Here is a 26,254-nt window from a genome sequence, read left to right as displayed (position 1 = left end):
ACCGGGATCACCCCCAGGTGGCCGAGTAGTACTGCCGGTACGCCTTGCGGTCCTGCTCGGCGCGGATCCACCGGGTCGCCACCAGGGCGACCAGGCTGCCCGCGATGACCAGCAGGCCCGGACCGACGTTGCGCGGATCGCTGAGCCGGGTCAGCAGGCCCGACACGTCCTCGCCCGTCACCGGAGCAGACGAGCCCGGCGAGGCGGCGGCGCCCTGCGGGGCCGACGGCGCCGGTGAGGCACCGGTGCCGCCGCCCCCGCCGGCCTGCTTGGCCACGATCAGCTTGACGTTCAGCTCCGTCAGCGCCTTCGTCACCGGCTGGAAGAACGTCGTACCGCCCGCCGAACAGTCCCCGCTGCCGCCGGACGTCAAGCCCAGCGCGATGCCGTCGGCGAACATCGGGCCGCCGCTGTCGCCCGGTTCGGCGCACACATTGGTCTCGATGAGCCCGGTGACCGTGCCCTCGGGGTAGTTGACCGTCGCGTTGAGCGCGGTCACCTCGCCCTCGCGCAGCCCGCTCGTGCTGCCGCTGCGGAAGATCCTCTGCCCGACCTCCGGGTCGGCCACGCCCGTGATCCGCACGCCCTTGCCCTCCCCGACGGCCACGACGTCCGCGCCCTCGCCCGCCCGGCCGCTGTCGTACTTCACCAGCGAGTAGTCGTCGCCGGGGAAGCTCCCCCTGAGCGAGGTGCCGACCTGCTTCCGGCCCCGGTCGTCGGCGAACCAGACGGAACCGTCCGGTCCGCAGTGCCCGGCCGTCAGGATGTAGTCGCTCTTCCCGTCGGTCACGTTGAACCCCGCCGAACAGCGCCCGGCGGTCGACAGGATCGGCTCCGCGCCGTTGATGCGCGTCGTGAACGTGCCCTCGGTGCGCTCCATGCGCACGAAGCCGCCGATGTCCTCCGCGACCTCGGTCAGCCGGGACCAGTCGGCGGCGGAGACGGTGCTGTCGCCCCGGACCACCACCTGGTTGCTCTTGTAGTCCAGAGCCCACGACGTCCCGGCGACCCTGGGTGCCGAACGCAGCGTCGCAGTCGCTGACTTGAGGTCGCTCATGCTGTGGCGGACCATCTTCGCCTGGGCCCCGGCGCGCTTCACTTCGGCGGCGGCCTTCTCGTCGGTGACCGCGACGACCGGCCGCCCGGCCGAGTCGACCCAGCTGCCCGCCGTGCGCGAGGCCCCGAGCCGGGACACGAGGTCGGTGCCCATGCCGGTGGCGGGCTGCGCGGAATACGGGACGCCGATGGAGGGATCCGGGGGCTCGCTCGCCACGGCGCGTGTGACCATCGCTCCTCCGAGGAGGAGTCCGCCGACGGCCGCCAGCCGTGTCACTCGCCGGACGACCCGTCGTCGTGCGTGCCTCATGCATGGCTCCCGAACCCGAACATCACGGTGTGAACACCGCGGGGCCCTCCTTGAGTTGAGCGCCCCTCATCCATACGGGCCGCAGCCGTGCCGTGTTCAGCGCACGCGTGATCTCTTGAGCCGTCAGCCGGCGACCGGGGCGGCGAGCAGGGCCCGGCTCCGCGCGTCGCCCCATACCGAGGCGGGGTCGACATAGGGCCGCAGCAGGGCGGTGAGCGCCGGGTCCGAGCGCCCGTTCAGCTCGTCGGAGGCGATCTTGCGGGCGATCCCGGCGAGGAAGTCCGCCACCTGCACCCGCGCGTCCTCGCGCGCGACGACCAGCCGCAGCCCGGCGAGGCCGACCCCGGCCCGCCGGGCCGCCTCCTCGAGCCACGCGATGCGGTCCGGCGTCAGCATGTTCTGCCGGTCGTGCACCAGCCGGACCGGCCGGCCGTCCCCGCTCCAGAGCGCGGCCGTCCGCACGATTGCCGGGAGCAGCGGGTTGAGCACCGGGATCAGGGGCGGCCCGTCGAGGAACCCCGCCCGGTAGGAGACCGCCCGGGGCCGGGTCGCGGCGAGCCGCTCCAGGATCCCCGCCGCGTCCGTGCCCGGGTGCGCGCGGCGCAGGGCGTCCACCGTGCCGTAGAAGGCGTTCACGGGCTCCCCGTCGCCGCGGACCCGCAGCAGCCGGTTGGCCGCCTCCAGGAACGTCCGCCAGCCCTCCTCCCCGAAGGTGGGGGGTCCGGCCCGGAACAGGGCGACGGCCGCGGCCGGATCGTCCAGCAGCAGGCCGACGGCCCGGTCCACCACGAAGAACGTCTTCTCCATGAGATGTACCCGCGCCTGCCCGTGGATCGGGCCGTCCGGCGCGAGCAGCCACTCCAGCACCGCGCGGTGCTTCTCCCGCAGCAGGTGGTTCGCCTTGTACTCCTCGGCCGGTGACCGGATCCGGTCCCGGATCTCCCGTACGGCCGCCGCGGCCTCGGCCACGGACAGCGACACACTGGCGTGCGCGAACACGTCCGTGTTCCCGCCGGTGAGGTTCTCGCCGTCCGACCCCGACTCGTCGCAGGCGATCTCCAGGAACGGGCCCGTGGCCCCTTCCCGCTCCCCGTCCTCAAGATTCCCGGTCACCGCACGGCCCCCTATCGTGTGCCCATGACCAGGATCCCGCACGCGACGTCCGGTGAACCGAATCCCCTGCAACTCCTCACCCTCGACGGCCTCAGGCGCCGTACGAGCATGAAGTGGCGCACCTACCCCGAGGACGTGCTGCCCCTGTGGGTGGCCGAGATGGACGTACCGCTCGCCGAGCCCGTCCTGCGCGCCGTCACCGACGCGCTGGAACTCGGTGACACCGGCTACCCCGCCGGCACCGCCTACGCGGAGGCACTGGCCGCCTTCGCCGGGAAGCGATGGGACTGGGACGGGCTCGCGGTGGAGCGCACCGCGATCGTGCCCGACGTCATGCTGGGCGTCGTCGAGATGCTCAAGCTGGTCACCGGGTACGGGGACGCGGTGGTCGTGAACTCCCCGGTGTACCCGCCGTTCTACCACTTCGTCGCGCACCTGGACCGGCGGGTGGTGGAGGCCCCGCTCGGGGCGGATGCGCGCATCGACCTCGGCGTCCTGGAGGAGACCTTCCGGCAGGCCGTCGCGGACGGGCGGCGGGCCGCCTACCTGCTGTGCAGCCCCCACAACCCGACCGGCACCGTGCACAGCGCCGAGGAGCTGTCCGCCGTCGCCGCGCTCGCCGAGCGGTACGGCGTGCGGGTCGTCGCCGACGAGATCCACGCGCCGCTCGTGGTGGGCGGCGCGGACTTCGTGCCGTACCTGAGCGTCCCGGGCGCCGAGCGCGGCCTGTCGCTGATGTCGGCCTCGAAGGCGTGGAACCTGGCCGGACTCAAGGCCGCCCTCGCGATCGCCGGACTCGGGGCCGCCGCCGACCTGGCCCGGATGCCCGAGGAGGTCGGGCACGGGCCGAGCCACGTCGGCATCATCGCCCACACCGCCGCCCTGCGCGACGGCGTCGCCTGGCTGGACGCCCTGCTGGCCGGGCTCGACACCAACCGGCGGCTGCTCGCGGACCTGCTGGCCGAGCACCTGCCCGGGATCCGCTACCGCCCGGGCGACGCCACCTACCTCGCCTGGCTCGACTGCCGCGCCCTCGGCCTCGGCGACGACCCGGCGGACGTCTTCCTGCACCGCGGCCGTGTCGCCCTCAACTCCGGCCTGCCCTTCGGCACCGGCGGCGCCGGCCACGCCCGCCTGAACCTGGCGACCTCGACGGAGGTGATCACGGAGGCGGTGCGGAGGATGACGGCGGCACTGCACTGACCCGGGGGGTACGCCACACGAACACCCGCTCGTACACTGCCCGCCATGGACGACACGGCGCTGGACCGACTGGGCGCGGGCACTTACCTGCTGATCACCAGCTACCGCCGGAACGGCACGCCGGTCGCCACCCCGGTCTGGGTGGTACGGGACGGGGACGCGCTCGGCGTCTGGACCCCCGCCGACTCCTGGAAGGTGAAGCGGATCCGCAACCGCGCCGACGTCCTGGTCGGCCCCTGCGACCGGCGCGGCAACCCCACCGGCGACCAGGTGCCCGCGACGGCCGAGATCTGCGACCCGGCCACCACCGCCCGCTACCGCAGGCTGATCGCCCGCAAGTACGGCCTCACGGGCCGGCTCACGCTGTTCGGCAGCCGGCTGCGCCGGGGCCTGGACGGCACCGTGGGCATCCGCGTGACGCTCTGACCCCCGCTCGGCAAGCGCTTTCGCGCCCGGGGGAGTGGACGCCCCGTCCCCGGGAAAGGCCACCTGCCATGAGCCGAACTCCCGTCCTGCGCGCAGCCGTCGTCGGCACCGGCCACCGGGCCCGGTTGTTCACCCGCGGCCTCGCCGAACGCCCCGGCCACGTCGTGGCCGCGCTGTGCGACCCCAGCCCGACCCGGATGGCCTTCCACAACCGCCTGCTGGCCGAGGCCGGCGCCCCCGCGGCCACCCCGTGGGAGCCGGACCGCTTCACCGACCTGCTGGCGAAGGAGGACATCGACGAGGTCGTCGTCACCACCGTCGACGCCGAGCACGACCGCTACATCGTCCCGGCCCTGAAGGCGGGCTGCCGGGTCGTCACCGAGAAGCCGATGACCGTCGACGCCGAGCGCTGCGCCCGCATCCTGGACACCGTCCGCGAGACCGGCAACTCCCTGACCGTCGCCTTCAACTACCGCTTCAACCCCGTGCACGAGAAGGTCCGCGCCCTGCTCGCCGGCGGCGCGATCGGCGAGGTGCTGTCGGTGCACTTCGAGTGGCTGCTCGACGTACGGCACGGCGCCGACTACTTCCGCCGCTGGCACCGGGAGAAGCACCACAGCGGCGGCCTCATGGTGCACAAGTCCTCGCACCACTTCGACCTCGTCAACTGGTGGCTCGCCGACGCGCCCGAGGAGGCCTTCGGCTACGGGCGGCTCGGCTTCTACGGCCGCGAGGCCGGGCAGCGGCACGGACTGCGGCGGGAGTACGACCGCGCCCACGGCTCCGACCGGGCCGCCGACGACCCCTTCGCCCTGGACCTCGCGGGCAACGACACCCTGCGCGCCCTCTACCTGGACGCCGAACGCGACGACGGCTACCTGCGCGACCGGAACGTCTTCGACGGGCCGATCACCATCGAGGACGACATGTCCGTCCTCGTGCGCTACGCGCGCGGCGCGACGATGACGTACCACCTGACCGCCTACTCCCCGTGGGAGGGCTACCGGGTGATGTTCAACGGCAGCGGGGGCCGGCTGGAGCTGGAGGTCGAGGAGAGCCGCTGGCAGCCGCCCCTGACCCGGGCCACCTCGGCGGCCGGCGCGGTGCACGGCGACACGGCGGCCGAGCACGCGGGCGGCGCCCGCCTCACCCTGCGCCCGCTGTGGCGGCCTCCGGTCGACGTGCCGCTCGCGGTCGCCCACGAGGCCCACGGCGGCGGTGACCCGCGCATGCTCGACGCGCTGTTCGGCCCCGCCGACCCGACCCGTGCGGCGGACGCCGCGGCAGCGACCCACCCGACAGCCACCGAGCGCGACGGAGCGCTGGCCCTGGCGGTGGGCCTGGCGGCCAACCGGAGCTTCGAGACCGGACGGCCCGTGCGCACCGGCGAACTGATCCCGGGCTGAGGGGACGTCAGCTCCAGGCCCGGTACGGCTCGTCCAGCAACTGGAAGACCGGCTCGCCCCGGACCGGGTCCTTGGCCGTGGACAGCCGGACCCGGTCCCCGCTGTGGATGCCGATGGGCGGGCCCATCACCCGGCCGCGCACGACGAACCCCTCGGACATCTCGATCAGGGACACGTTGCGCGCCGCGGGCGTGTTGCGGTGCACCACCGTGGAGTGGCGCACCGTGCCCGTGCCCTCGGCGCGCTCCGTACGCAGCTCGCTGCCCCGGCAGACCGGACAGAGCAGCCGGTGGTACATGGCGGTGCCGCACCAGGTGCAGCGCTGGAAGAGGATGGCCTCCGTGTCCTGGCCCCTCGGGTCGAGGAGACCCGTCGCGGAGCCGGCTGCCTGCTGAGCGACGCTTCCTGAGTGGTGGTACACGCTGGTCAACTCCCTGCACTCGGCCGGAATCCCGTGGGCGCGGTCACCCGCGCACAGGCGTGCGCGGTTCGCCGTGCCACCGTGCACGGAGCACAGCGTATGGCACTCAGTGCCACTCGTAAAGGCACTCCGTACCCTCAATCTGGGGCGCTCAGGACCGCCCCAGCGTCGCCTCGATCTCCTGCACCACCCGCCACAGGGGCGCTCCGCGCCGCGAGACGACGACCACCACGTCCTCGGGCCGCTCCCCGGCCGGAGGCACCGGCGCCTCGCCGAAGGCGGACTGCACGTACGCCAGCGCGTGGTCCACCGCCGCGCTCGCCTCGCCCTGCCCGTCCGAACGCAGCCAGGAGCGCAGCGCGTTGTTGTGCGCCGCGACCACCGCCGCCGCGATCACATCGGCCTGGAGGGTCCCGTCCCGGCGGGCCGCGAAGCGCCGGCGCAGGTAGGCGGCGAGGGCGCGCTCGTAGCGCCACACCACCGACAGCTCGTAGGCGCGCAGCCCGGGGACCTTCCTGGTGAGGCGGTAGCGCTGCACCGAGAACGTCGGGTTCTCGGCGTACATCCGCAGCACCAGCCGGGCCGCGTCGCAGACCCGCCGCACGGGCTCGGCGTCGTCCGCGCCCGCCGCGAGGAAGGCCGTCATGTCGGCCAGGCACCGCTCGTGGTCGGGGAAGACCACGTCCTCCTTGGAGGGGAAGTAGCGGAAGAAGGAGCGCCGTCCCACCCCGGCGAGCGCCACGATGTCGTCGACGGTGGTCTGCTCGTACCCCCGCTCGAGGAACAACTGGAAGGCCGCAGCCACCAAGGCGTCCCGCATGGGCGGCTTTCCGGTCCCGGCGCCGGCTTTCTCGGAGCTCATGGCCTGGAACGTAGCACCCGCGGAGTCCCGCATGGCACTCAGTGCACTCTTCGGAAGGAACTGAGTGCTCCGCGCCCCGGACCCGGGTGCTCTCTGAACTCCCGGCGCGGGAGCCGCGTATCTAGCGGCAGGACGATCCCAGAAGACGGGCGCCCCCGAGCCCGGACGCAAGGAGAGCACGCGTGTCGACACCGTCCGAGCCCCGGCCGCCGCACGACGGCCCGGCCCTGGAACCCATCCGCGTCCTGCGGCCCCGCCGCACCGACGCGCTCGCGGAGCTGATGCGGGAGTTCCGCGAGGAGACCGGCGTGGCCTCCTCAGCGTCCCGCGGCCACGAGCCGGGCGGCTACGAGTCCGTCGCCCTGCCGCGACCGCCGGCCGGCTCAGAGGCCCTGACCCAGGAACTCCCGCCCGTAGCCCGGGAGACCCGCCGGTACGGGGACGGCTCCGCGGGACTCCCGGGAGCCGGACTGCGCCGTGCCGCCGTCGCGGTGGCCGTCGTCGCGGCGGCGGTGATCGGCTTCGGCGGCGCGCTGCTGCTGCGCGGCGAGAACACGGACGACAAGGCGGCCCCCGCACCCAGGCCGCCCGCCTCCGCCTCCGCCTCCGCCGCTGCCCCCACCCCCACCCCGCCGGCCACGGCACCGGTGGACCCCGACGGCGCCGGAACGCTCCGCGAGGGAGCCACCGGCCCCGAGGTCACCGAGCTCCAGGAGCGCCTCCTGCGCATCCCGGACGTCTACCGGGACGGCTCCACCAGCGGCCGCTACGACCCCACCCTCACGGCGGCGGTGGCCCGCTTCCAGCTCTGGTACGGCATCCGCGGCGACGAGACCGGCGTCTACGGCAACGACACCCGCGCCGCACTGGAATCCCGCACCCCGCCCACCACCAGCTGACCGGTCTCGCCCGCCCGGCACCACCCCCCCCGGATGGCATCCACCCGCCCGGCATGGTGAGGTGAAGCCGAGGCTCGGCAGACGTCAGGGTGAAGGAGCGGTGTCGACATGGCGGGCATGGAGGCGTTCATCGACCGGCTGGACCCGGACATGTGCGTGGTCACGGCCGTCGCGGGCGGTGAACGGGCGGGCTGCCTGGTCGGGTTCGCCTCCCAGTGCTCGATCCGGCCCGTGCGGTTCGTGGTGTGGCTGTCCGAGCTGAACCACACCTTCCGGGTGGCCCGGAACGCCGAGGTGCTCGCCGTGCACCTGCTCGCCCGCGAACAGCGCGGCCTCGCCGAGCTGTTCGGCGGCCGCACCGGCGACCGGACGGACAAGTTCCAGGACGTGCGGCTGCGGGAGGCGTACGGCGGGGCGCTCGTCCTGGAGGACGCCCCGGCCTGGTTCGTCGGCCGGATCATGACCCGCGCCGGCGGCGGCGACCACATCGGCTTCGTCCTCGACCCGGTCGAGTGGGGCGGACAGGAGACCTACGACGGGCCGCTGCTGCGCCTCTCCGACGCCGTCTCCATCCCGCCCGGTCACCCGGTCGACTGACCTCGCGTCCCGCATATCGAACGCGGGGCAAGGGCTGGGAAAAGCGGCGGAACGGCGGCCCCGCCCGGCGTCACCCTGGGCCGGGGCGACGCGCGAGGCGCCCGATCCGCCACGAACCGAAGGCCACGCCCATGAACGGCTCCCGCATCCCCGGCCTGGTGCTGCCCGTCCTGTTCCTGCTGGCGCTCGTCGTGGGCCTGTGGTGGTACTGGCGGCATCGCGGTGACTCGTGACCGCGGGCTCGACGCCCGCGCCTACGGTTCCTGAACCCCCGGCACCCGGACGTCCACGACACACACGTCGTCGCGCCGCTCCTCCGGCAGCATCCGCGCGAGCAGCGGCCCCAGCGACGCGGGCCCGTCGGTGTGCGGGGCCGCCACGGCCTCGGCGAGACGCTCCAGACCGAGGTCGATGCTCTCCGGAGGGTGCTCGACCAGGCCGTCGGTGTACAGGATGAGCCGGTCGCCCGGGGCGAGAGAGCACTCGGCCTCCTCGAACACCGGCGTCGCGGTCGCCCCGAGCAGCATGCCCCTCGGGCGGTCCAGATACCGGGCCGCGCTGTCCCGCAGGAGCAGGGGCGGAGGATGCCCGGCCTGCGCCCAGACCAGGCGACGGCGCCGCCGTTCGTAGCGGGCCAGCACCATCGTCGCGGTCGCGTGGGAGTCCCGGGAGTGCAGCAGCAGCGTGTTCAGCCGGGCGAGCGCGCCGGTCAGCGACGAGCCCGTGATGACCATGCCCTTCGCGGTGAACCGCAGCTGGGCCATCGTGGCGACCGCGTCGACGCCGTGCCCGGCGACGTCGCCGACCACCAGCAGCGCGTCCCCGTCGGGCAGTTCGATCGCGCTGAACCAGTCGCCGCCGACGTGCACGTCCGACTGGGCCGGCAGATACGCGACCTCGACGCGCAGCCCGGCCAGGTGCACCGGCCGGTTCGCCATCGGCAGCAGCGCGTGCTGGAGCCGGGAGGCCAGGGTCCGTTCGGCCTGGAGCACGTCGTGCTGCGTGAGGATCGCCCGCTCGCTCTCGACCAGGGCCAGCTCCGCCCGCCGCCGGGCGGTCATGTCCTGTACGAAGCCGTGCACCTCGACGGGCGTGCCCTGCGTGTCGGCCACCGCCTCGGCCACCAGCCGCAGATGCCGGATGCCGCCGCTCGTCCTGATGCGGAACGGCACGTCGAACGCCCGCCCCTCGCGGACGAGTTCACCGACGGCGCGGGTCAGCGCGGGCGTGTCCTCGGGCAGGGCCAGCTCCGGCACCTCGGTGAGGCGCACCGGGCCGTCCGCGGGGGCCCGGCCGAGGAGGGTGAACACCTGGGTCGACCAGGAGCCCTCCAGCGTGACCAGGTTCCAGTTCGCCCAGCCGAGATTGCCCAGCCGCTGGAGGTCCGCCAGCCGCTGCTCCTGCCGGTCGGAGGAGCCGTGCCGGATCCAGGAGACGACCAGGGCGTCGCCCAGCGGCGCCACCCGGGCCGTGTACATGAACAGCTCCGCGACGCCCGCCGCCTCCTCCTCGTGCGCGTACGGCTCGCCCTCGTACGGCTCCCCGGTGGCCAGTACACGCAGGCAGCCCCGCCACAGTGGCCCGCCCGCCAGGGCCGGCCGGAACTCCAGCAGCCGCCGCCCGGCCGGCTCCTCGCCGGCTCGGCCCAGCAGGTCGCCCACCTGGGCGGTCGCGGCCTCCACCCGGAAGTCCTCGGTCTCACCCGACGCGGCCCGCACCGGCGTGAGCAGCATCGCCGCGACCGGCAGGGCATCGAACAGCGCCTGGACCGCGACCGTGGCGGCGTCGCCGGACCGCTCGGCCGGGGCGTCGAGGGCGCGCAGCCGGCCGGCGCACAGCCCGGTGACGCCCCGCAGGTGAGCGCGGTCGCGAGGGGTGAACGACCCGGCACGGACGCGGAGCACCCCGATGCAGACCTCGGCCGAGCCCGCACTGAACACGGGAAGCCAGGCCCGCGACCGCCACCGCTCGGGCGGATCCCCGATCAGCAGGTACCGCCCCACGTCCGAGGGGAAGTCCTCCAGCCAGCGCGGCTCGCCCGCCCGCAGCGCCTCCAGCGCAGCGATCCCGCTCAGCGGCGGCACCCGGCGCCACTGGGAGGCCAGCTTGTCGTCGATGCCCGCGTGCCCGATCAGTTCGAGGCCGCCGTCGGGCCTGCGGGCGTAGATCATGACGGCGTCCGCCGCCATGTCCGGCGCGAGATGCTCCAGCAGGCACCGGGCGAGGTCGTGCGGTGTCATCACCCGAACGAGGGCCTGGCCGAGGCGGGCCAGAGCGGCGGCGACGTCGTCCGGTGCGCCCGACGACTCCAGGAGGCCCGCATCCGAGCCGGGAGCGTCGATGCCGACGGGCTCGCTCGCCTCACCCGGGGCGGGCGCCGTCGGGCCCAGGCTGCCGAGCGTGATCCAGCACTCCTCCAGCAGGGTGCGACGGGCCGCCTTGGCCCGCTGGAGCAGCCGCTCGCCCGCGGCGTCCGCGGAACACCCGGTCAGCGCCATCACCGCGCCCTTGGCCCGCTCCACGACGGCCGACGTCGCCGCCTGGTCACGCAGCCGGTCCAGCTCGGCCCGCTGGCGGGCGACGACTCTGGCCAGTTCGGCCAGGTCCGGTGCGGCACCGGGCTCGGCCGGTGTCACGGGCTCGCTCGTCACGCGTTGAGCATCGCACACGCGGCCCGATTCGAGACGGCCTCGTGCTCGCGGAGTGCTCACGCAACCCTGGGGCCCCATCCGTCACATCGGCCCTGGCGGTGCCTCAGTGGCCGTCGTGTGGGTAGAGCCACTGCCGCAGCAGCCGGCTGAGCCGAGGCATCACCAGGTACGTCAGCACCGGCAGCAGCACCAGCGGGAACACGGCGGCCCGCAGCGGCATCGGCCAGCCCGTGGTGTGCGGTGTCACCAGCCACTGGATGAGCACGACGAACGGATAGGCCCCGAGGAAGGTCGTGAGGACCATCTTCCAGCGGGGCGGGGCCTGCACGGTGGTGCCCGGCAGGCTGAACCAGGTCTCCATGCCGGTCGTCGACTGGCGTTCGCTGCTGACCTCGGCGGCGATGCCCTCGATCCGCCGGTGCCAGTGCGCCCGTTCCTCGGACTCCAGCCAGGCCGCGAGCCGGTGCTGGTCGGACCAGCGCAGCACCGCGTGGTAGCGGTGGCCGTCCTCCGGCGTCAGCCAGGAGACGCCCTCGTTGCCCGGGAACTCTCTGGCGCAGCGGGTGATGCCGCGCGTCCACTCCTCGAACTGCCGCTCCCGGCCGGGTCGCACCTGCCAGGTCAGGACCGTGGTCACCGGCTCGCCGCGGCGGACTTCTGTGGTGCTCATTCACTCCCGGGTGCCACGCGCGGCCCGGATCATGCCCGCCCGGTCACGGCTGGCGGTTCGCCTCCACCAGGGCCTGGGTGACCGCCCGTACGCCGCGCGCGATGTGCTGGAGCTGCATGACCTCGGCCGCGTACAGCTTGATCGTGTGCTCGATGACGCCCTCGTGCAGTCCGAGCCCGGGCAGGTCGGCGCGGGCGGTCTGGAGGGCGGTGCGGGCGACCCGGATCTCGTGCTGGACCTGGATCTGGGCGTGCCGGGCGAGGAGCACGGGGTGGCGGATGAACACGGGGTAGCCGGCGTAGCGCGCGGGGACCAGCTCGCGCAGCCACTTGGCCGCAGAGCGCTCCCAGTCGTAGCTTCCGGGGGTCTTGACCTGGCGGGGCCAGTCCGGGCTGATGCGCGTGGACGTCAGGGGCATGATCATCGCTTCCGGGTGTGCGGCGTCGTGAGGGTGGACGACGGGGTCGGGGCGGCCCCGGCCTAGGGGATGACCGGGGCCGCCACGGACACCCGGGGCGCCGAAGCGGGTAGGACCCGGCCTCCTCGGGTGCGGAACGGATCCGGAACGGCCGGGTCTCGATCCGTGAGCAGTATTTATATATGCCATCCGGTTTTCAAGGAGCATGAAAACATTCATGCGTGCTTTGTTGTGGATGCTCCACGTGAGTAGTCGGGTGGCTGCCGCTCTTCCCGGAGGAGGTCAGTCCCGGAGAAAGAACTGGTGCTGGTCGGCGACCTGTTCGTACTCCTCCAGCCGGGCCTGCGTCCGCTCCGGATCCGCGTCCGTCATGGCCTGGAGCAGCGCCGAGCACATCACGCCCGGGGCGGCGTAGGAGTCGAAGACCAGGCGCGATCCGGTCCCGGTGGCGAAGGCGACGTCGGCCTCGTCGGCGAGCGGCCCGAGCGCCAGGTCGGTGATCAGGGCGACCTTCAGCCCGGCGCCCCGCGCCACCCGGACGGCCGTCAGGGTCTCCTGGGCGTGCCGGGGCATGGAGAACGCCAGCACCCAGGTGCCGCCCGCCTCGCGGGACTGCAGCAGCGCGTCGTAGGCGACGCTGCCGCCGCGGGTCACGAGCCTGACGTCGGGGTGGATCCGGCGGGCGGCGTAGGCGAAGTACTCCGCGAGCGAGACGGAGATGCGCAGGCCGAGGACGGTCAGCGGTGTCGACGACGACAGTTTGCGGCCGATGTCGATCACCAGGTCCGGGTCGGCGAAGTCCCGCCGCAGGTTCTCCAGGTTCTCGATCTCGGCGTCGACGGCCGCCTGCAGCTCGTTGCCCCGGTTCTCCTCGGCCGGCCCGCCGGCGAGGGTGCCGAGCGCGATCGACTGGAGCTTCTCCCGCAACGCCGGGTAGCCGCTGAAGCCGACCGCGGAGGCGAACCGCGTCACCGAGGGCTGGCTCACCCCGGCCCGGTCCGCGAGATCCGTGATCGACAGGAACGCCGCCTCGGTGATGTGCTCGATCAGGTACTGGGCGATGCGCCGCTGGCCCGGGGACAGCCGGGGCCGGTCGAAGAGCGTCCTGAGCTGGGCGGACGGGGAGACCTCCGCTTCCGGGGCGGCCTTCCCCGAGGTGATCGCGGATGCCTGTGCGCGTGCCTGCTGCGGCGATGGCACCGGTGCGCCTCCTTCGTCTCCCAGGGACGTTCAACATAGCTCACGCACCGTGGTGACCAGGGCTTCTTCACGGGAGCACATGAGGTGCCCGGCAGGTGGATACCCGAGCGCCGGGCGGGAACCCGCCGCCGCAGAAGATCCCGTACGACGGACGAGGAGCCACCGGCATGACCGTCCCCGAGGAGAACCGGCCGAAGACGGCGACGACCGACGAGGTCCTGGAACACCAGGACGAGAACCGGAACCGGCCGCCGGGCGCGACCGGCCGCACGATGCGCGAGGCCCTGGAGGAGGCCGAGGTGCGCCCCGACGACTACGACAAGCGGTAGCACACCCCCGGCCACCGCAACCGAACCGACGACGTTTCCGGCAGGTGAGACCGCATGGGCGCCCTGAGCGCGCTGGAAGAGACCCTGGAGAGCCGATGGGAGGCGCTGTGGGCGCGAGTCCTCGACAAGGAACCGGTCGAGGTCGTCGACGCCCTGCGACGCGAGTGCGACGAGAACGCCGTGGTGTGCCGTGAGGGCCGCGTCATGGTCCCCAACGCCTACGACGTGGAACTGCCCGACGACGTACACGAACACCTGACCCGCAGCGGTACCGACGTGGGCCAGGCCCTCACCGACAGCCTGGCCCGCCACGCGGAACGCCGTGGCTACGAGTGGGCGGGCCCCCTGGCGGTCCACGTGGCGAGGTGCCCCGACGTCCCCAACGGCCGCTACAAGGTGGCCAGCAGGGTGATGCCCAACGTAAGCACCGACGGCTTCTTCCACGCCGCACACTGAAACGCCCTTCTTTTAGGGGCGCGGGGAACTGCGCGACCAGCCACAGCGAACCCGCAGCCGACAAGTAAGGGACGCTCAACGGCGATAGATCGTGATCGAGTACCCGACATGATCAACGGGGCGGCTACTGCCGATCAACTCGGCCAGCCGCCCCGTAGCCTTCGCGGCAGCCGAGTCCGACACCACCAACACCCCGCGCACGTCGCCGACAGGCACCCCGCGAGGATCGGCACTCCTGATGCCGTAGAACCCCGGCACCCCACTCCCCTTGTAGACAAGCCACACCCGCTCACCCGCATACCGCTCCCGCAGCCGATCCGCGAGCCGCCCGAGATCCTGCCCCCAGTCCACGTTGGAGTCGTGCAACCACTCCCGGGTCCTGCCCGGCCCCCCGAACGCCTCGTTGGAGTACGGCAGATAGTAGGGAAACGTCCGCAGCGAGCTGACCGCGACGAACGCCACCAGCACGGCCACCCCGGCCGGCACCCACCGCCGCCGCACCACGAGCAGGCCCCCCGCCGCCACCGCGAGGAACAACGGCAGGAACACCGCGTAGCGGGTCCCGAGATCCCGCGTCCCCTGCATGGCCGCAGCCAGCAGCACCAGGGGAGCGGCCAGTACATAAGGAGCGGCAGGTCGCAGCCGCCGTACCGCCACCACCACAACGGCACCGGCGACCCACAGCGCGAGCGCACCCAGCGGCGTCTTCACCAGCAGCGCGGCCGGCAGGTAGTACCAGAGCGAGCCGTCGTACAGCCGCCCGTACAGAAACCCCTGCCACGGCCGGTTCTCCAGTGCGAACTGCACGCGCATCCCGTCCCGGTAGGCCTCCGGGAACGGCAGCGCCTCGACCAGCAGACCCCGCATCCCGTGCACCACCGGCACATGCTGCTCCGGAGTCCAGCGCAGCCGAGGATCGACGACCAGATACGCGGCCCACACGACCGCGACCGCGGCCAGGGCCACCAACCCCGCGCCGGCCACCGCACGTACCAGGCGCCGGCCCCCCGCGCACCCGTGCCACACCGACACCGCGGCCAGCGCCATCAGCACCGGAGCGGCGGGCAGCGTACTCATCTTTGTAGCCAGTGCGGCGCCCAGCGCCACCCCGCGAGCGGGACGTACAGCCCGGGCCTCCGGCGGGCCCGCCACGCCAGCCACGCCGACGTCAGCACGAACCCGGCGGCCGGCACATCGAGCGTGGCGAGGGAGCCGTGGGCGATGACGTCGGGGGAGAAGCAGTACAGGGCGAGCGCCGCCAACGCGCCGACGGGCCCGGCCAGTTCGCGGGCGAAGGCGAACACCACCAGCCCGAACAGCAACGTCAGCGCGATCACCGGAAGGCGGGCCCACAGCGTCAACCGCCACGGATCGTTGCCCGACTCGTAGAGCAGCTGCCGCCCCACCCGGCCCTGGTCCCCGGTGAAGGACGAGTCGATGTGCGGATCGGCGAGGGCGACTCCCGCACCGATGACCAGCTTGCCGAGCGGCGGGTGCTCGGGGTTGTGGCGCAGCCGGTGCTCGTGGACGTACTCCGCGGCCGCGCCCACGTACACCGGTTCGTCGATCGTCGGCGTCTGCCGCACGGCGGCCGTCACCATCGCGAGGGCCATCTGCCCGAGCAGCAGGACCACGAGGAGTAGCACCGGCCACCGCCTGCCCGTCCGCCGCACGGCCTCCGGGGGCACCGGGGGCGGGAGCGACAGCGGCCGCGGGACGGCGGGAGCGGTCCAGAGGTCCCTCATGGACCCACTCTGCATCAGCCCCCGCCGCGCACGGCGTCACCGCCGCACGAGTCGCACCGACAGTCCGTCAGCCGTGTGGACGGGCACGGCCCGCAGGGTCGTCGAGTCCAGCTCGACCCGGTCGAACCGGCCGCGCAGTGACGGAGCCGACAGCACCGGGACGGTCGTGCCCGCGACCGGCGGCCGCTCGGTGTCGAGCCGCAGCGACAGCACACTGCCCTCGCCCAGCAGGGCGCGTCGGCTGACCGTGAGGGCCGGGCCGTGGTGCTTGCGCAGCAGCAACTCCAGCGTCGCCCCGCCCTCCTGGACGTACGAGCCGCGCACCCGCAGGACCTGGTCCGCGCGGAGCGTGCCGCCGGTGACCCGGACGTCGCCCTGGCCCAGGGCGTTGGGCGACCCGGCGACCAGCGTGCCGGCCTCGACGACCGTCCCGCCGTGGTAGCGGTTGTGGCCGGTGAGGGTGAGCGTGCCCGTGCCGCGCTTGGTCAGAGCGCCGTCGCCCTCGATGTCGTTGCGCCAGCTGTCGGCCGCGTGGAAGCCGCCGGCCGCCGCGTCCAGCGTCACGGTGACGTCGGTGTCGAAGGCGCCGTACCCGTCCGCCGCGGCGAACAAGTTCAGCCGGCCCCACTGCTCGAAGCCGTCCAGCAGGACGTACCCGGAGGGCAGCCCGGTCGTGCGCAGCACCTCGCGCCGCTGCGCCGCGGTCAGATACGGCAGCCGCGTCTCCAGCAGCACCTCCGCGCCCTTCGGCACGGTGAGCGGGTCCTTGCGGCCGCGGCGCGGCAGGACGTACGTCAACTTGGGCCCGACCGCACGGGCGTTGGCCTCGCGGTCGGCGTACGCGTCCCCGGCGCCCGGGTGGGCGTAGGCGTACAGCGTGTCCGCCGTCGTGCCGGTCCGCCGCGTGAAGTAGGCGAGGGCCTGGGTGCGTGCCGCCGCCTTCAGCTCCGCGTTCGCCGGGTCGGCCAGCGCCGCTGCGGTCAGCGCGGTGGCCATGATCCGGCCGCCGACGACGTCGACGGTGGAGTGCATGCCCGCCATGATCCGGGTGTGGCTGAGCTCGAACGCACGCGTCACCAGCTCCTGGAAGCGCTCGGGCACCGCGTACGCGAAGGCCAGCGCGGCCAGGTGGAAGGCGTTGGTGTGGCCGCTGGGGAAGCCGCCGTCCTCCTCCGCGTTCTCGGAGCGCTGGCGCAGCAGTTGCGGGGCGACGACGACGTCCGAGTCGTACACCGGGTAGCCGAAGGCGTCCTTCTTCCCGGTGTCGACGACCTCGCTGTCCTCGTTCATGCGCCACGGACGCGGGTACTGGAAGGCGAACTTGGCCGGGTTGCCCGAGGCGAACGGGCCGCGCACGGTGTCGACCAGCTTCGCGACCCGGCCCAGCTCCGAGTCGTACGAGCCCGCCCCGAGCGCGGACCCGGCCGGGGCGTCGGCGGGCAGGGTGTCGCTGATCTTCCCGGGCGGCGTGCCGTCCGGGGCGCCGGTGATCGACGTGACCGCCTTGGCGCCCGCCTTGTACAGGTCGGCGAGCGGGCCGAGGCCGGCGATCATGGCGTAGCTCTGGTGCTGGCGGTCGTAGAGGAAGGCCTCCTTCGCCTGCGCCTCGGTGCGGGCCTGCGTGACGCGGGCGCAGTAGCGCATGTTGGCGCGCAGCACCTCGCGGTCCAGGACCAGGCCGGTGTCCCAGGCGTCGCCGGTCTTCCACACCTTCGCCATGCCGCCCAGGATCCGGACGACCGCGTTGGTCTCGGGGGTCTGGTTCGCCACGACGTTCGACTTGTAGTCGTCGACGAACGCGGCGAAGCCCGTGGCAGCCTTCGCGTCCGCGGCGCCCAGCCAGGTGACGAAGGCCGGAGCGGCGAGCACGCCCGCCGAGGCCCCGAGGGAGGTCTTGAGGAAACCCCGCCTGTTGACGGCGGCGGTGCGGTGCCCGGCTGATGACGGCATGGGGGTGCCTCTCTTGAGTTCTGCCAAGGGGTTCTGCTGCGCGACTTCGGCCGTGCGGCCGGGGTGACGAGCGAAGATCTACGGCCGTGTCGTGACCCTTCGGAGAGGGTCCGGCCACGGAGCGGTGTCCGGAACGTGAACGGCGACCGCCCGGGTCACAGAAGAGAACGGGCCAGCGCCACCGCGCCCTCGACCGGCGGCACGCGCAGGGGCTGCGGGCGGGCTCCGGGCAGGGCTTCGGCGAGCGCGGCGGTGAACGCCTCGTACAGCGCGGGCTGGGCGAGTACCGTGCCGCCCGCCACGACCACGTCGTCCACCGCGACCCCGCGCGCCGCGAGCCGTACGACGAGCGCGGCGAGCGCCCGGCCGCCGTCGGCGATCACCGCGCGGGCGAGCGGCGAGCCCGCCGCGGCGGCCGTGAACACGACCGGTGAGTGCCGGCCCCACTCGGCGGAGACGTCCGTGGCGGCCTCCAGCGCCGCGCCGAGCGCGGGCACCTCGGCCACACCGAAGGCCTCGACCAGTCCGGTCGCCAGCGCGTCGGGTTCCTCGCCGCGGTCGTGTGCCGCCCAGACGGCCCGCGCGGCCTCGCGGACGAGTCCCGCCGCGCCGCCCTCGTCACCGAGTACGGCGCCCCAGCCGCCGACCTGGACCGGGCCGCCGTCGGGCAGCCGACCCACCGCGACCGAACCGGTGCCGGCCACCAGGCCGACGCCCTTCTCCAGCCCCGCGGCGGGCACGAGCAGCTCGGCGTCGCCCACGACCAGCGCGGGCACCCGCAGCCGCTCCTGAAGCGCGGCCCGGATCCCCGCGCACTGGCGCGGCGTCTCACAGGCGTGACCGCCCACGGCGACGGCGGACGGGCGTGCGCCCGCCGGCAGGGCGTCGTGGACCAGCGCGGCCAGCCAGTCGGCGGCGGCCCCGGGGTCGTGCGGCCGCCAGCCCGTACTGCCGCGGACGCGGTCGGTGACGGTCCCGCCGTCCGCGAGGGCGCGCAGCTGCGTCTTGGTGCCGCCCACGTCGATGCCGACCACGGAGGGCGTGGAGTCCTGCACGGGTCCTCTTTCGTCGTTGCGCGGTCCCGTCGGACGGCAGGCGAACCGTACGTCGGACCACGGCGGTTGAAGAGGTAGGGAAGCCCCGGGACGGGCTTCTGCGGGCCACGGCAGGCGAGTACCGTGAAGTTCGTTAGGAAGTTAACTAACGAAGTAGGGTGCGTCAAGAGGCACGGAATTCCCGGTGCCACGCGACCCTCGCGGCCACCCTCCACGGCCGCAGCACGACCTGGGGAGACCATGCACCTGAGTGAGAGTGCCCGTGTGGTGTTCGATGTCCTGGCCGGGGCGGGCACGGCCACCCGGCCCCAGCTGGCGGCCGGTGCGGGCCTTTCCAAGCCGACCGTCTCCACCGCCGTGGCCGAACTGGAGGCCGTCGAGCTCGCCGCCCACTCCGGGCGCGCCTCCGGCTCCACGGGCCGCAGCGCCGCGGTCTACCGGCTCGGCCCGGCCGCCGGTGCCGTGCTCGCGGTCGACCTGGGGCCCGCCAGGACACGGGTGCGCGCCTGCGCCCTGGACGGCACCCTGCTCGCCGAGGGCACCGGCTCCCGGCCGGAGGCGGCCGACACCGTCCGCAAGGTCCTCGACGCGCTGCCCGCCGGCGCCCCGCTGCGAGCCGTCGTCGTCGCCGTCGGCGACGTCACCACCCGCGACCGGGAGGGCGCCGGGGAACGCCCCGCGACCGCCAAGGCCGGCCCCGTCTTCGACGCCATGGCCGTCGCCCTCCCGGAGGGCGTCCCCGTCCACCTGGAGAACAACGTCAACTGCGCCGCCCTCGCCGAACTGCACGAGGGCGCCGCCGTCGGCCGCGACACCTTCGGCTACCTGCGCATCGGCGTCGGCATCGGTCTCGCCGTCGTCATCGGCGGCCGGGTGCTGCGCGGTGCGAACGGCGCCGCCGGAGAGGTGGCCCGGCTGCCCTACCCCTGGGACGACGACCGCGCCCCGCGCCACGAGGGCCTGGAGCAGCGCATGGGCTCGCGCACCCTGCTCCGCCGGGCCGCGGAGGCCTGGCGGGACGCCGACGGCCCCCGCCCGCGCACCGCGGACCGGCTCCTCGCCCTCGCCGGGCAGGGACATGCCACAGCCCGTGCCGTGGTGGACGCGCACGCCGCCGACGTGGGCCGGCTCGCCGCCGCCGTCGCCGCCGTACTCGACCCCGGGCTGATCGTGCTGGGCGGCGGTACCGGCGCGGATCCGCAGCTCCTGCCCGGTGTGCGGGCCGAGCTGGCCCGGCTGAGCTGGCCCACCGAGGTGGTCAGCAGCGTCGTGGGGGACACCGGCACGGTGGCGGGCGCCAGCAGGCTGGCCGTGGCCCATGGAATTCAAACCGTGACCGGAGCTGTGCGGGCGAAGCATTGACGGGTGCGCCATCGGTCTGCCAATGTCCGGACAAGCGCTTTCTGAGTCGGTCGGGACACCGACTCCGGGTGAGCCTCCCGCTCGTACGCGAAGTACGGCAGCCGCACGAGGGCGTGCTTGTGCGACGTCGGCCGTCATGGCCGGGGACCCCACCCGTCAGGGCGACGCGGCCGGGCGAGGCCGTGCCCCCGGAAAGCGAAATCTCCCGCAAAATGCACCTGTGCCGCCTCGGCTGGCGCCGTGCTTCTTCCGCTACGACGAAAAGGGACTGAAGATGACCAGTCTGGGTGTACGGCGCTCCCGCCGGCTCGGCCACGGCGGCATACGCCGCGTTGTTCCCCTCGCTGCCGTCGCCACGGCAGGTGCCCTCCTGCTCTCCGCCTGCGGCGGCTCGGACTCCGGCTCGGGCGGGACGTCCAAGTCGCTGACGTTCTGGATCTCCACGGTTCCGGGGCAGGACGCGGGCTGGAAGAAGATGGTGACGCAGTACAAGAAGGAAACCGGCGTCACGGTCAACCTCGTCAACATCCCCTACGACGGGTACGACGCGAAGCTGCGCAACGCCGCGCAGGCGAACTCCCTGCCCGACGTGGCGGCGGTGCCGAAGCTGGACCCGATCTGGGCGAACAAGCTGATCGACCTCAGCTCCATCGCCAACAACAAGAGCAACAAGATCAACAAGAACTTCATCGCCAAGGACTCGTCCGGGAAGGTGCTGTCCATCCCCTCGGACATCACCGCGTCCGGCCTGTTCATCAACAAGTCGCTGTTCGAGAAGGCTGGCGTCTCCTTCCCGACCTCGCCCCAGAAGACCTGGACCTGGACCGAGTTCGTCAAGGCGGCGGACCAGGTTCGGGAGAAGACCGGCGCCAAGTACTCCCTGACGTTCGACCAGTCGCCGTCCCGGCTCCGCGCCATGGTGTACGAGCTCGGCGGGAAGTACGTCCACGCGGACTCCTCCGGCAAGTTCTCGGTGGACGCCGCGACCAAGAAGGCCGTGCAGCGCTTCGTCGCGATGAACGACGACAAGACCATGCCGAAGTCGGTGTGGACCAGCGGCGCCGACCCGTCGGCCATGTTCCAGAGCGGTGACGTGGTCGCCTACTGGTCCGGTGTGTGGCAGGTGCCCGCCTTCGCGGAGAGCATCAAGAAGTTCGAGTGGGCGAGCGTCCCGACTCCCGCCGAGCCGGTGCAGGCCAGCGACGTCAACAGCGGCGGCATGATGGTCGGGTTCAACAACAACGGAGCCGCGGCCACCGCCACGGAGAAGTTCATGTCCTGGCTGTACGAGCCGGCCCACTACCAGGCGCTGTGCGAGGCGTCCGGGTTCCTGCCCGTCGAGAGCGGTCTGACCCCGAAGTACCCCTTCAAGTCCGAGGCGGCGCAGGCGGCGTTCAAGCTGTACAACGAGTCGATCCCGCTGTACGCCCCGATCTCCGGCTACTTCAACACCGCGCAGACGAACTGGGTGCTGAAGGGCAAGAGCCTCACCGAGGACCCGACCAAGACGGAGCTCGGCAAGGCGATCAACGGCCAGCAGTCGGCCGACAAGGCCCTGGAGAACATCGTGGCCGGCTACAACCAGCAGGTCGGCGGCTGATCGTAGGCCGACGGGCCGGGCGGCGGGGTCGAGACACCGCCGCCCGGCCTCGGGACCCACGCGATGCCGGGCTCATGGCCCGAGCCCACAGGAACCCATTCCACCAGCACGGAGTCAGGAAGATGACCAAACGCGCCCCGGACGTGTCCGCGAGCCCGCCCAGGAGACGCAGTAAGTACACCCTTGCGCCGCTCGTCCTCATCGCGGCCAACGTCGTGCTCTTCGCGCTGTTCTTCCTCTGGCCGGCGGTGATCGGGCTCGTCTACTCCTTCACGAACTACACGGGCGTGGGGGCGTTCCAGTTCATCGGACTGGACAACTACCAGCGCCTGTTCGGGGACTCCACCTTCTTCGACGCGCTGACCCGGACGCTGCTGTACACCGTGCTCTTCGTCCCGCTGAACTTCGTGTTCTCGCTGCTCATCGCCAACGTGCTGGTGAGCAGGCACGCCAAGGGCGCGTCGGTCGCCCGCGTCTTCTTCTTCATCCCGTGGCTGCTGTCGCCCATCGTCGTGGGTGTCCTGTGGCGGTGGCTGTTCGGTGAGAACTTCGGACTGGTCAACTACCTCATCGAGAAGTTCGGCGGAAGCGCCGTCCCGTGGCAGTCGAACGCGGACCTGTCACTGATCGTGGTGGTGGTGGCGGCATCCTGGGCCTGGACGGGCTTCTCGATGCTGCTGTTCATCGCGGCGATCAAGAACGTACCGGTGTCGTACTACGAGGCGGCCTCGCTCGACGGCGCCGGTCCCTGGCGCCAGTTCGTCAGCATCACCCTGCCGAGCATCGCGCCCACGTCCTTCATCGTCATCCTGCTCAACACGATCCACGCGATGAAGGAATATCCGCTGTTCGCCTCCCTCAACAACGGCGGACCCGGAACGTCGAACAACCTGCTTGTCCAGTACATCTACCAGACCGGCTTCAAATCGGGCCAGATCGGCTACGCGAGCGCCGCGTCGTTCGTGCTCATGCTCATCCTGATGGCCGTCGCGATCATCCAGCTGGTCGTCAACCGGCGGGTGGAGAACCGATGACAACCACAGACATGCCACGCAAGGTCGACGCCGGGCCCGGACGGGCGGTTCCCAGGAAGCGGTCGCGCGGCGCGGCGAGCGGCGGGCTTCGGCGGGCGGTGCCCGCGACGACACTGCTGTGGGTCCTGGCGGCCGTCTACGGGTTTCCGGTGCTGTGGTTCGTCCTCAGCTCCTTCAAACCGGCGGGAGACCTGTTCTCCTCGCTGACGCTGTTTCCGGACGACCCCACCCTGTCGGGCTACAAGGCAGCGTGGGACGGCGCCAACTTCTCCCAGTACTTCATCAACACGACCATCGTGTGCGTGATCGCGACGATCCTCACGGTGGGGGTCAGCTGCTGCACCGGGTACGCGCTGGCCAAGTACGACAACAAGTGGCTCAAGGTCTTCTTCGTCGGCATCCTGGCCACCACGATGCTGCCGGGCGAGGTCATGCTCGCCCCGCAGTTCCTGGTGGTCCGCGACCTCGGCCTCTACAACTCGCTCGCCGGCATCATCCTCCCGGCCGTGCTCACCGCGACCGGGTGCTTCATGTTCCGCCAGTTCTTCCTGACGGTCCCCGACGAGCTCATCGAGGCCGCCCGCATCGACGGCGCCCGGGAACTGTCGATCTTCCTGCGGATCATGGTGCCGATCTCCCGGCCCATCATGCTGACGCTCGCCATCCTGTCGTTCCAGTGGCGGTGGAACGACTACATCTGGCCGCTGCTGATGCTCAACGACCCCGAGAAGTTCACCGTGCAGATCGGCATCCAGAGCCTCGTCGGGGCGCAGAACATCAACTGGTCGGTGGTGCTCGGCGGATCGGTCATCTCCATGATCCCTCTGATCGTCGTCTTCCTGGTGTTCCAGCGTTACGTTATGAACGCCAACATCAACGCCGGACTGAAGGACTGACCCACCCGTGCATCTCCCTCATCAGCGCGGTCCGTTGCACGACCTCGCCGACACTCCGGAGGCGTACGACGCCGTCCTCGCGGACGTCACCGAGCAGGCCCTCGCCCGGATGACGCCCGAGGGCAGCCTCGAACACCCCGACTGCGTCGACGACATCGGCGACACCTCCCTGGGGGTCACCTCCCTGCTCGCCCTCGCCTGGCAGCGGAACAAGGACCCGCGACTGCCGGAGGCGGTGCGCCGCAGCCTCGCCTTCCACCTGAGCGAGCGGGTGTACACCGAGGACAACCCGGGCTATCCCAACCTGCGGATTCGCGGCTCCGGGCTGCCGTACGCCCGTTACACCCTGGCGGCCGGCGCGCACCCCATCGGCGACTGGCCCAGCACGGTGTGGGCGCTGCTCCAGGCGGTCAACATCCTGGACGCGGCGGACGGTCTCGTCGACGACGGACAGCGCGCCGAACTCCTCAAGGTGGCCCACGGCTACTGGCGCTGGCTGACGGAGGCAACGTTCTTCAACCCGCAGGAGGCCGGCAACCAGGCCATCGGCTGCGTCGTCGGCGGCCTGATGCTGGCCCGGCATCTGCCGTCCGCCGAAGGCGACGCCGTGCGGCGCACGGCCCTGCGGCTGTACCAGGACGAGATCCGCGCCCACCGGGTCGCCGACCGGGGCGCGCTCCTGCCGCCCGAGCACGGCGGCGCCTACGACAACAACTACGGCCCGATCTCCCTGTCGTTCCTCGCCCAGGCCCACCGGGTCAGCGGCGAGGAGGTCTTCGCCGAGGACGGCGACGCGCTCGCCCGCTACATCGACGCCCGCCTCACCAGCGGCGGCTTCGACAACGGCGGCCCCCGTTACAGCGAGCAGCACTCCGCCTTCGAGTCGGTGCTGGGCCTGCGCTACTTCAGCGCCCGCGTCGGCTCCGACCTGGGCCGCTACCGGGGCGACAGCCGCTGGGCCCGGCACGCGTGCAAGGCGGACGGCGGGGTCGACGGCCACTTCGCGTGGATGCTGGTCTGGCAGATCCAGGACACCACGCGCTGGCACCGCACCCCCTCGGCCGCTCCGGCCCGCCACCAACTGCGCGCGGGCTCGGTGTCGGTGGCCTTCGACGACCGTATGACCCCGTCCCTGGTCGAGGCGGCCGGCACGTACTACCTGCCCGCGGCCGTCAACCGCCAGCACGGCTTCGGCCCGGTCACCGACGGCTTCCTGCTGTGCCGCCCGATGGGTGAGGTCCGGGTGCGGGACGTGGCGTCCGGCGGCCTGAAGGCCAAGCTGGTCACCAAGCCGGTCGTGGGCCGCGACCACGTCCTGCGGCACGTCCAGTCCCTGTACGTCACCGACGGCACGACCCTGTGGACGACGGTCGCGGTGGAGCGCCTCCCGGGCACGCCGTACCTGCTCGCCGGGCTGCCGTACGCCACCGACGACGGCGACCGGGTCCGCAGGACCGCCGAACCCCGGGCGGCGTCGGCGGCCGGGCTGCGGCTGACCCACCCCGCCCCGGACGACCCGCACCACTTCGACGCCCGCGCGGACCTCACCCAGGAGCAGGCCGCCTTCGCCCTGGCCGCCGACCCCCGCGGCTACGGCAACCCCGACGAGGGCTGGCGCCACCTGGTCGCCTCCACGGCTCTGGAGGCCGCGCCGGTCCCCGGAGCCCCCGAGGACCTGCACGTCTTCGCCGTGCGCTACGGCCCCGGCGACGACGCGTTCACGCCCGCGTTCGAGCGCGAGGGAACGGCCCTGAGGGTCCGTACCGAGGCGTTCACGGCGCTGATCGGCGACGCGGCGGGCGGCACCGACGCGGAGCCGGAGCTCGCGCTGACAGCCTGAGGCGGAGCCGGAGCTCGCGCTGACGGCCTGTGGCGGCCCGCGGTGACGATGCGCGGGCGGGCCGGGCCGGAAGCGGAGCCCGCCGGCCAGGTCACGCCCGCGCGTCCACCCGCGGCAGCGCCGACTCCGGCACCACGAGGTCGGCGCGGTCCCGGGTCGTGGCGACCAGCTCGGCGTTGCGCTCGTCCGAGCGCAGCACCCACGCCACCGCCTCCTCGTGGCTCTTGCCGAACTCCTCGTGCCGGGCGACCAGTCGGCGGACCCGCTCGCGCTCCGGGACCTCGCAGAACCACACCTCGTCGAGGAGCGGCCGGACGCGGGCCCAGGCGCCGGTGTCCAGGAGGAGGTAGTTGCCCTCGGTGACGACCAGCCGGGCCGCCGGCGGCACCGGGATCGCCCCCGCGATCGGCTGCTCCAGGACGCGTTCGAAGCCGGGCGCGTACACCACCTCGTCGCCCGGGTCCTCGCGCAGCCGCCGCAGCAGCGCCGCGTACCCGGCCGCGTCGAAGGTGTCGGGCGCGCCCTTGCGGTCACGGCGGCCGAGCCGCTCCAACTCGGCGTCGGCGAGGTGGAAGCCGTCCATGGGGACATGCGCCACCCAGGGATCGCCCGTTCCGTTCAGTTCCCGCACCAGGTGCCGGGCGAGCGTCGACTTGCCCGCACCAGGGCTGCCGGCGATACCGAGGATCGCGCGCCGGCCGCCCTCGGTGAGGGCCCGGGCGCGGTGGACCAGGTCGTCGAAGGTGAGCCGCACA

General features: G+C 72.8%; 23 protein-coding genes and 1 pseudogene. 12 read left to right on the top strand and 12 right to left on the bottom strand.

All coding sequences use genetic code 11. From position 1 onward, the window contains the following. Window positions 1–7: 7 nt before the first annotated feature. Entirely contained in the window at window positions 8–1,366 is a 1,359-nt protein-coding gene (locus IE255_RS28135) for a S1 family peptidase (protein WP_190053171.1), read from the bottom strand. A gap of 123 nt (window positions 1,367–1,489) precedes the next feature. Beyond that, window positions 1,490–2,479 carry a hypothetical protein gene (locus tag IE255_RS28130; RefSeq protein WP_190053170.1) on the bottom strand — a complete coding sequence of 330 codons (990 nt, stop codon included), beginning with the start codon at window positions 2,477–2,479 and terminating at the stop codon, window positions 1,490–1,492. A 24-nt stretch (window positions 2,480–2,503) separates the two neighbouring features. On the opposite strand from IE255_RS28130, the gene IE255_RS28125 reads away from it, so the two are divergent. The 3 genes from IE255_RS28125 to IE255_RS28115 all read left to right on the top strand — a co-directional run bounded on the left by IE255_RS28125 (window position 2,504) and on the right by IE255_RS28115 (window position 5,514). Then, window positions 2,504–3,682, top strand: a complete 1,179-nt coding sequence (locus IE255_RS28125; RefSeq protein ID WP_190053169.1) for a MalY/PatB family protein — start codon at window positions 2,504–2,506, stop codon at window positions 3,680–3,682. Window positions 3,683–3,727: 45 nt separating this feature from the next. After that, window positions 3,728–4,108, top strand: coding sequence for a PPOX class F420-dependent oxidoreductase (locus IE255_RS28120; protein WP_190053168.1), 381 nt, complete (start codon window positions 3,728–3,730; stop codon window positions 4,106–4,108). Between the two features lie 68 nt (window positions 4,109–4,176). Then, entirely contained in the window at window positions 4,177–5,514 is a 1,338-nt protein-coding gene (locus IE255_RS28115) for a Gfo/Idh/MocA family protein (protein WP_190053167.1), read from the top strand. A 7-nt stretch (window positions 5,515–5,521) separates the two neighbouring features. Here IE255_RS28115 and IE255_RS28110 read toward each other — a convergent pair whose 3' ends face one another. Further along, the gene (locus tag IE255_RS28110; protein ID WP_190053281.1) at window positions 5,522–5,935 is read right to left on the bottom strand and encodes a Zn-ribbon domain-containing OB-fold protein; all 414 of its coding nucleotides are present in this window, start codon (window positions 5,933–5,935) and stop codon (window positions 5,522–5,524) included. A gap of 151 nt (window positions 5,936–6,086) precedes the next feature. Next, entirely contained in the window at window positions 6,087–6,755 is a 669-nt protein-coding gene (locus IE255_RS28105) for a TetR family transcriptional regulator (protein ID WP_229906634.1), read from the bottom strand. A gap of 224 nt (window positions 6,756–6,979) precedes the next feature. Between IE255_RS28105 and IE255_RS28100 the strand changes: the two genes are divergently transcribed. Together IE255_RS28100 and IE255_RS28095 are read left to right on the top strand one after the other, a co-directional pair. Then, on the top strand, window positions 6,980–7,696 hold the full coding sequence (locus IE255_RS28100; RefSeq protein ID WP_190053165.1) for a peptidoglycan-binding domain-containing protein: 717 nt from the start codon (window positions 6,980–6,982) through the stop codon (window positions 7,694–7,696). A 108-nt stretch (window positions 7,697–7,804) separates the two neighbouring features. Beyond that, entirely contained in the window at window positions 7,805–8,293 is a 489-nt protein-coding gene (locus IE255_RS28095; RefSeq protein WP_190053164.1) for a flavin reductase family protein, read from the top strand. Between the two features lie 254 nt (window positions 8,294–8,547). On the opposite strand, the gene IE255_RS28090 is transcribed toward IE255_RS28095, so the two are convergent. The 4 genes from IE255_RS28090 to IE255_RS28075 form a co-directional block, all read right to left on the bottom strand. Then, on the bottom strand, window positions 8,548–10,944 hold the full coding sequence (locus IE255_RS28090; RefSeq protein ID WP_229906624.1) for a SpoIIE family protein phosphatase: 2,397 nt from the start codon (window positions 10,942–10,944) through the stop codon (window positions 8,548–8,550). A 103-nt stretch (window positions 10,945–11,047) separates the two neighbouring features. Next, on the bottom strand, window positions 11,048–11,614 hold the full coding sequence (locus IE255_RS28085; RefSeq protein ID WP_190053162.1) for an antibiotic biosynthesis monooxygenase: 567 nt from the start codon (window positions 11,612–11,614) through the stop codon (window positions 11,048–11,050). Between the two features lie 43 nt (window positions 11,615–11,657). Further along, window positions 11,658–12,032 carry a hypothetical protein gene (locus tag IE255_RS28080; protein ID WP_190053161.1) on the bottom strand — a complete coding sequence of 125 codons (375 nt, stop codon included), beginning with the start codon at window positions 12,030–12,032 and terminating at the stop codon, window positions 11,658–11,660. 282 nt (window positions 12,033–12,314) lie between these two features. Next, window positions 12,315–13,232, bottom strand: a complete 918-nt coding sequence (locus tag IE255_RS28075; RefSeq protein ID WP_190053160.1) for a MurR/RpiR family transcriptional regulator — start codon at window positions 13,230–13,232, stop codon at window positions 12,315–12,317. A 95-nt stretch (window positions 13,233–13,327) separates the two neighbouring features. Between IE255_RS28075 and IE255_RS28070 the strand changes: the two genes are divergently transcribed. After that, the gene (locus IE255_RS28070; RefSeq protein WP_190053288.1) at window positions 13,328–13,561 is read left to right on the top strand and encodes a hypothetical protein; all 234 of its coding nucleotides are present in this window, start codon (window positions 13,328–13,330) and stop codon (window positions 13,559–13,561) included. A gap of 54 nt (window positions 13,562–13,615) precedes the next feature. Beyond that, entirely contained in the window at window positions 13,616–14,017 is a 402-nt protein-coding gene (locus tag IE255_RS28065) for a DUF3662 domain-containing protein (protein ID WP_190053159.1), read from the top strand. 75 nt (window positions 14,018–14,092) lie between these two features. On the opposite strand, the pseudogene IE255_RS28060 reads toward IE255_RS28065, so the two are convergent. The 3 genes and pseudogenes from IE255_RS28060 to IE255_RS28050 all read right to left on the bottom strand — a co-directional run bounded on the left by IE255_RS28060 (window position 14,093) and on the right by IE255_RS28050 (window position 18,767). Continuing rightward, window positions 14,093–15,630 (bottom strand): annotated as a pseudogene (locus IE255_RS28060) (ArnT family glycosyltransferase). Window positions 15,631–15,798: 168 nt separating this feature from the next. Continuing rightward, window positions 15,799–17,712, bottom strand: coding sequence for a phosphatase PAP2 family protein (locus IE255_RS28055; RefSeq protein WP_190053158.1), 1,914 nt, complete (start codon window positions 17,710–17,712; stop codon window positions 15,799–15,801). A 155-nt stretch (window positions 17,713–17,867) separates the two neighbouring features. Further along, on the bottom strand, window positions 17,868–18,767 hold the full coding sequence (locus IE255_RS28050) for an N-acetylglucosamine kinase (protein WP_190053157.1): 900 nt from the start codon (window positions 18,765–18,767) through the stop codon (window positions 17,868–17,870). Window positions 18,768–19,007: 240 nt separating this feature from the next. On the opposite strand from IE255_RS28050, the gene IE255_RS28045 reads away from it, so the two are divergent. The 5 genes from IE255_RS28045 (at window position 19,008) to IE255_RS28025 (ending at window position 25,499) form a co-directional block, all read left to right on the top strand. Beyond that, entirely contained in the window at window positions 19,008–20,129 is a 1,122-nt protein-coding gene (locus tag IE255_RS28045) for an ROK family protein (protein WP_190053156.1), read from the top strand. A gap of 274 nt (window positions 20,130–20,403) precedes the next feature. After that, complete coding sequence (locus tag IE255_RS28040) at window positions 20,404–21,729, top strand: extracellular solute-binding protein (protein WP_190053155.1); 1,326 nt, start codon at window positions 20,404–20,406, stop codon at window positions 21,727–21,729. 122 nt (window positions 21,730–21,851) lie between these two features. Continuing rightward, window positions 21,852–22,763 (top strand): carbohydrate ABC transporter permease, encoded by a 912-nt coding sequence (locus tag IE255_RS28035; protein ID WP_190053154.1) that lies wholly within the window; start codon window positions 21,852–21,854, stop codon window positions 22,761–22,763. Next, a complete protein-coding gene (locus tag IE255_RS28030) occupies window positions 22,760–23,659 on the top strand; it encodes a carbohydrate ABC transporter permease (protein WP_190053153.1) in 900 nt (299 codons plus the stop codon). Before IE255_RS28035 ends, IE255_RS28030 begins: the two co-directional genes overlap by 4 nt. A gap of 7 nt (window positions 23,660–23,666) precedes the next feature. Then, a complete protein-coding gene (locus tag IE255_RS28025; RefSeq protein ID WP_190053152.1) occupies window positions 23,667–25,499 on the top strand; it encodes a hypothetical protein in 1,833 nt (610 codons plus the stop codon). 91 nt (window positions 25,500–25,590) lie between these two features. Here IE255_RS28025 and IE255_RS28020 read toward each other — a convergent pair whose 3' ends face one another. Next, window positions 25,591–26,253: a nucleoside/nucleotide kinase family protein gene (locus tag IE255_RS28020; RefSeq protein WP_190053151.1), complete on the bottom strand. Its 663-nt coding sequence runs from the start codon at window positions 26,251–26,253 to the stop codon at window positions 25,591–25,593. Window position 26,254 lies beyond the last annotated feature (1 nt).

The sequence above is a fragment of the Streptomyces lomondensis genome, assembly GCF_014651035.1.
GTDB lineage: Bacteria > Actinomycetota > Actinomycetes > Streptomycetales > Streptomycetaceae > Streptomyces > Streptomyces lomondensis.
This window is presented reverse-complemented; position numbering and strand designations above follow the sequence as displayed.

What these genes read in the sequence shown, in the direction of transcription:
- IE255_RS28135 (WP_190053171.1), bottom strand. Translation starts at nt 1,366, where the DNA reads ATGAGGCACGCACGACGACGGGTCGTCCGGCGAGTGACACGGCTGGCG.
- IE255_RS28125 (WP_190053169.1), top strand. Translation starts at nt 2,504, where the DNA reads ATGACCAGGATCCCGCACGCGACGTCCGGTGAACCGAATCCCCTGCAA.
- IE255_RS28120 (WP_190053168.1), top strand. Translation starts at nt 3,728, where the DNA reads ATGGACGACACGGCGCTGGACCGACTGGGCGCGGGCACTTACCTGCTG.
- IE255_RS28115 (WP_190053167.1), top strand. Translation starts at nt 4,177, where the DNA reads ATGAGCCGAACTCCCGTCCTGCGCGCAGCCGTCGTCGGCACCGGCCAC.
- IE255_RS28105 (WP_229906634.1), bottom strand. Translation starts at nt 6,755, where the DNA reads ATGCGGGACGCCTTGGTGGCTGCGGCCTTCCAGTTGTTCCTCGAGCGG.
- IE255_RS28095 (WP_190053164.1), top strand. Translation starts at nt 7,805, where the DNA reads ATGGCGGGCATGGAGGCGTTCATCGACCGGCTGGACCCGGACATGTGC.
- IE255_RS28085 (WP_190053162.1), bottom strand. Translation starts at nt 11,614, where the DNA reads ATGAGCACCACAGAAGTCCGCCGCGGCGAGCCGGTGACCACGGTCCTG.
- IE255_RS28080 (WP_190053161.1), bottom strand. Translation starts at nt 12,032, where the DNA reads ATGCCCCTGACGTCCACGCGCATCAGCCCGGACTGGCCCCGCCAGGTC.
- IE255_RS28065 (WP_190053159.1), top strand. Translation starts at nt 13,616, where the DNA reads ATGGGCGCCCTGAGCGCGCTGGAAGAGACCCTGGAGAGCCGATGGGAG.
- IE255_RS28055 (WP_190053158.1), bottom strand. Translation starts at nt 17,712, where the DNA reads ATGCCGTCATCAGCCGGGCACCGCACCGCCGCCGTCAACAGGCGGGGT.
- IE255_RS28045 (WP_190053156.1), top strand. Translation starts at nt 19,008, where the DNA reads ATGCACCTGAGTGAGAGTGCCCGTGTGGTGTTCGATGTCCTGGCCGGG.
- IE255_RS28040 (WP_190053155.1), top strand. Translation starts at nt 20,404, where the DNA reads ATGACCAGTCTGGGTGTACGGCGCTCCCGCCGGCTCGGCCACGGCGGC.
- IE255_RS28035 (WP_190053154.1), top strand. Translation starts at nt 21,852, where the DNA reads ATGACCAAACGCGCCCCGGACGTGTCCGCGAGCCCGCCCAGGAGACGC.
- IE255_RS28030 (WP_190053153.1), top strand. Translation starts at nt 22,760, where the DNA reads ATGACAACCACAGACATGCCACGCAAGGTCGACGCCGGGCCCGGACGG.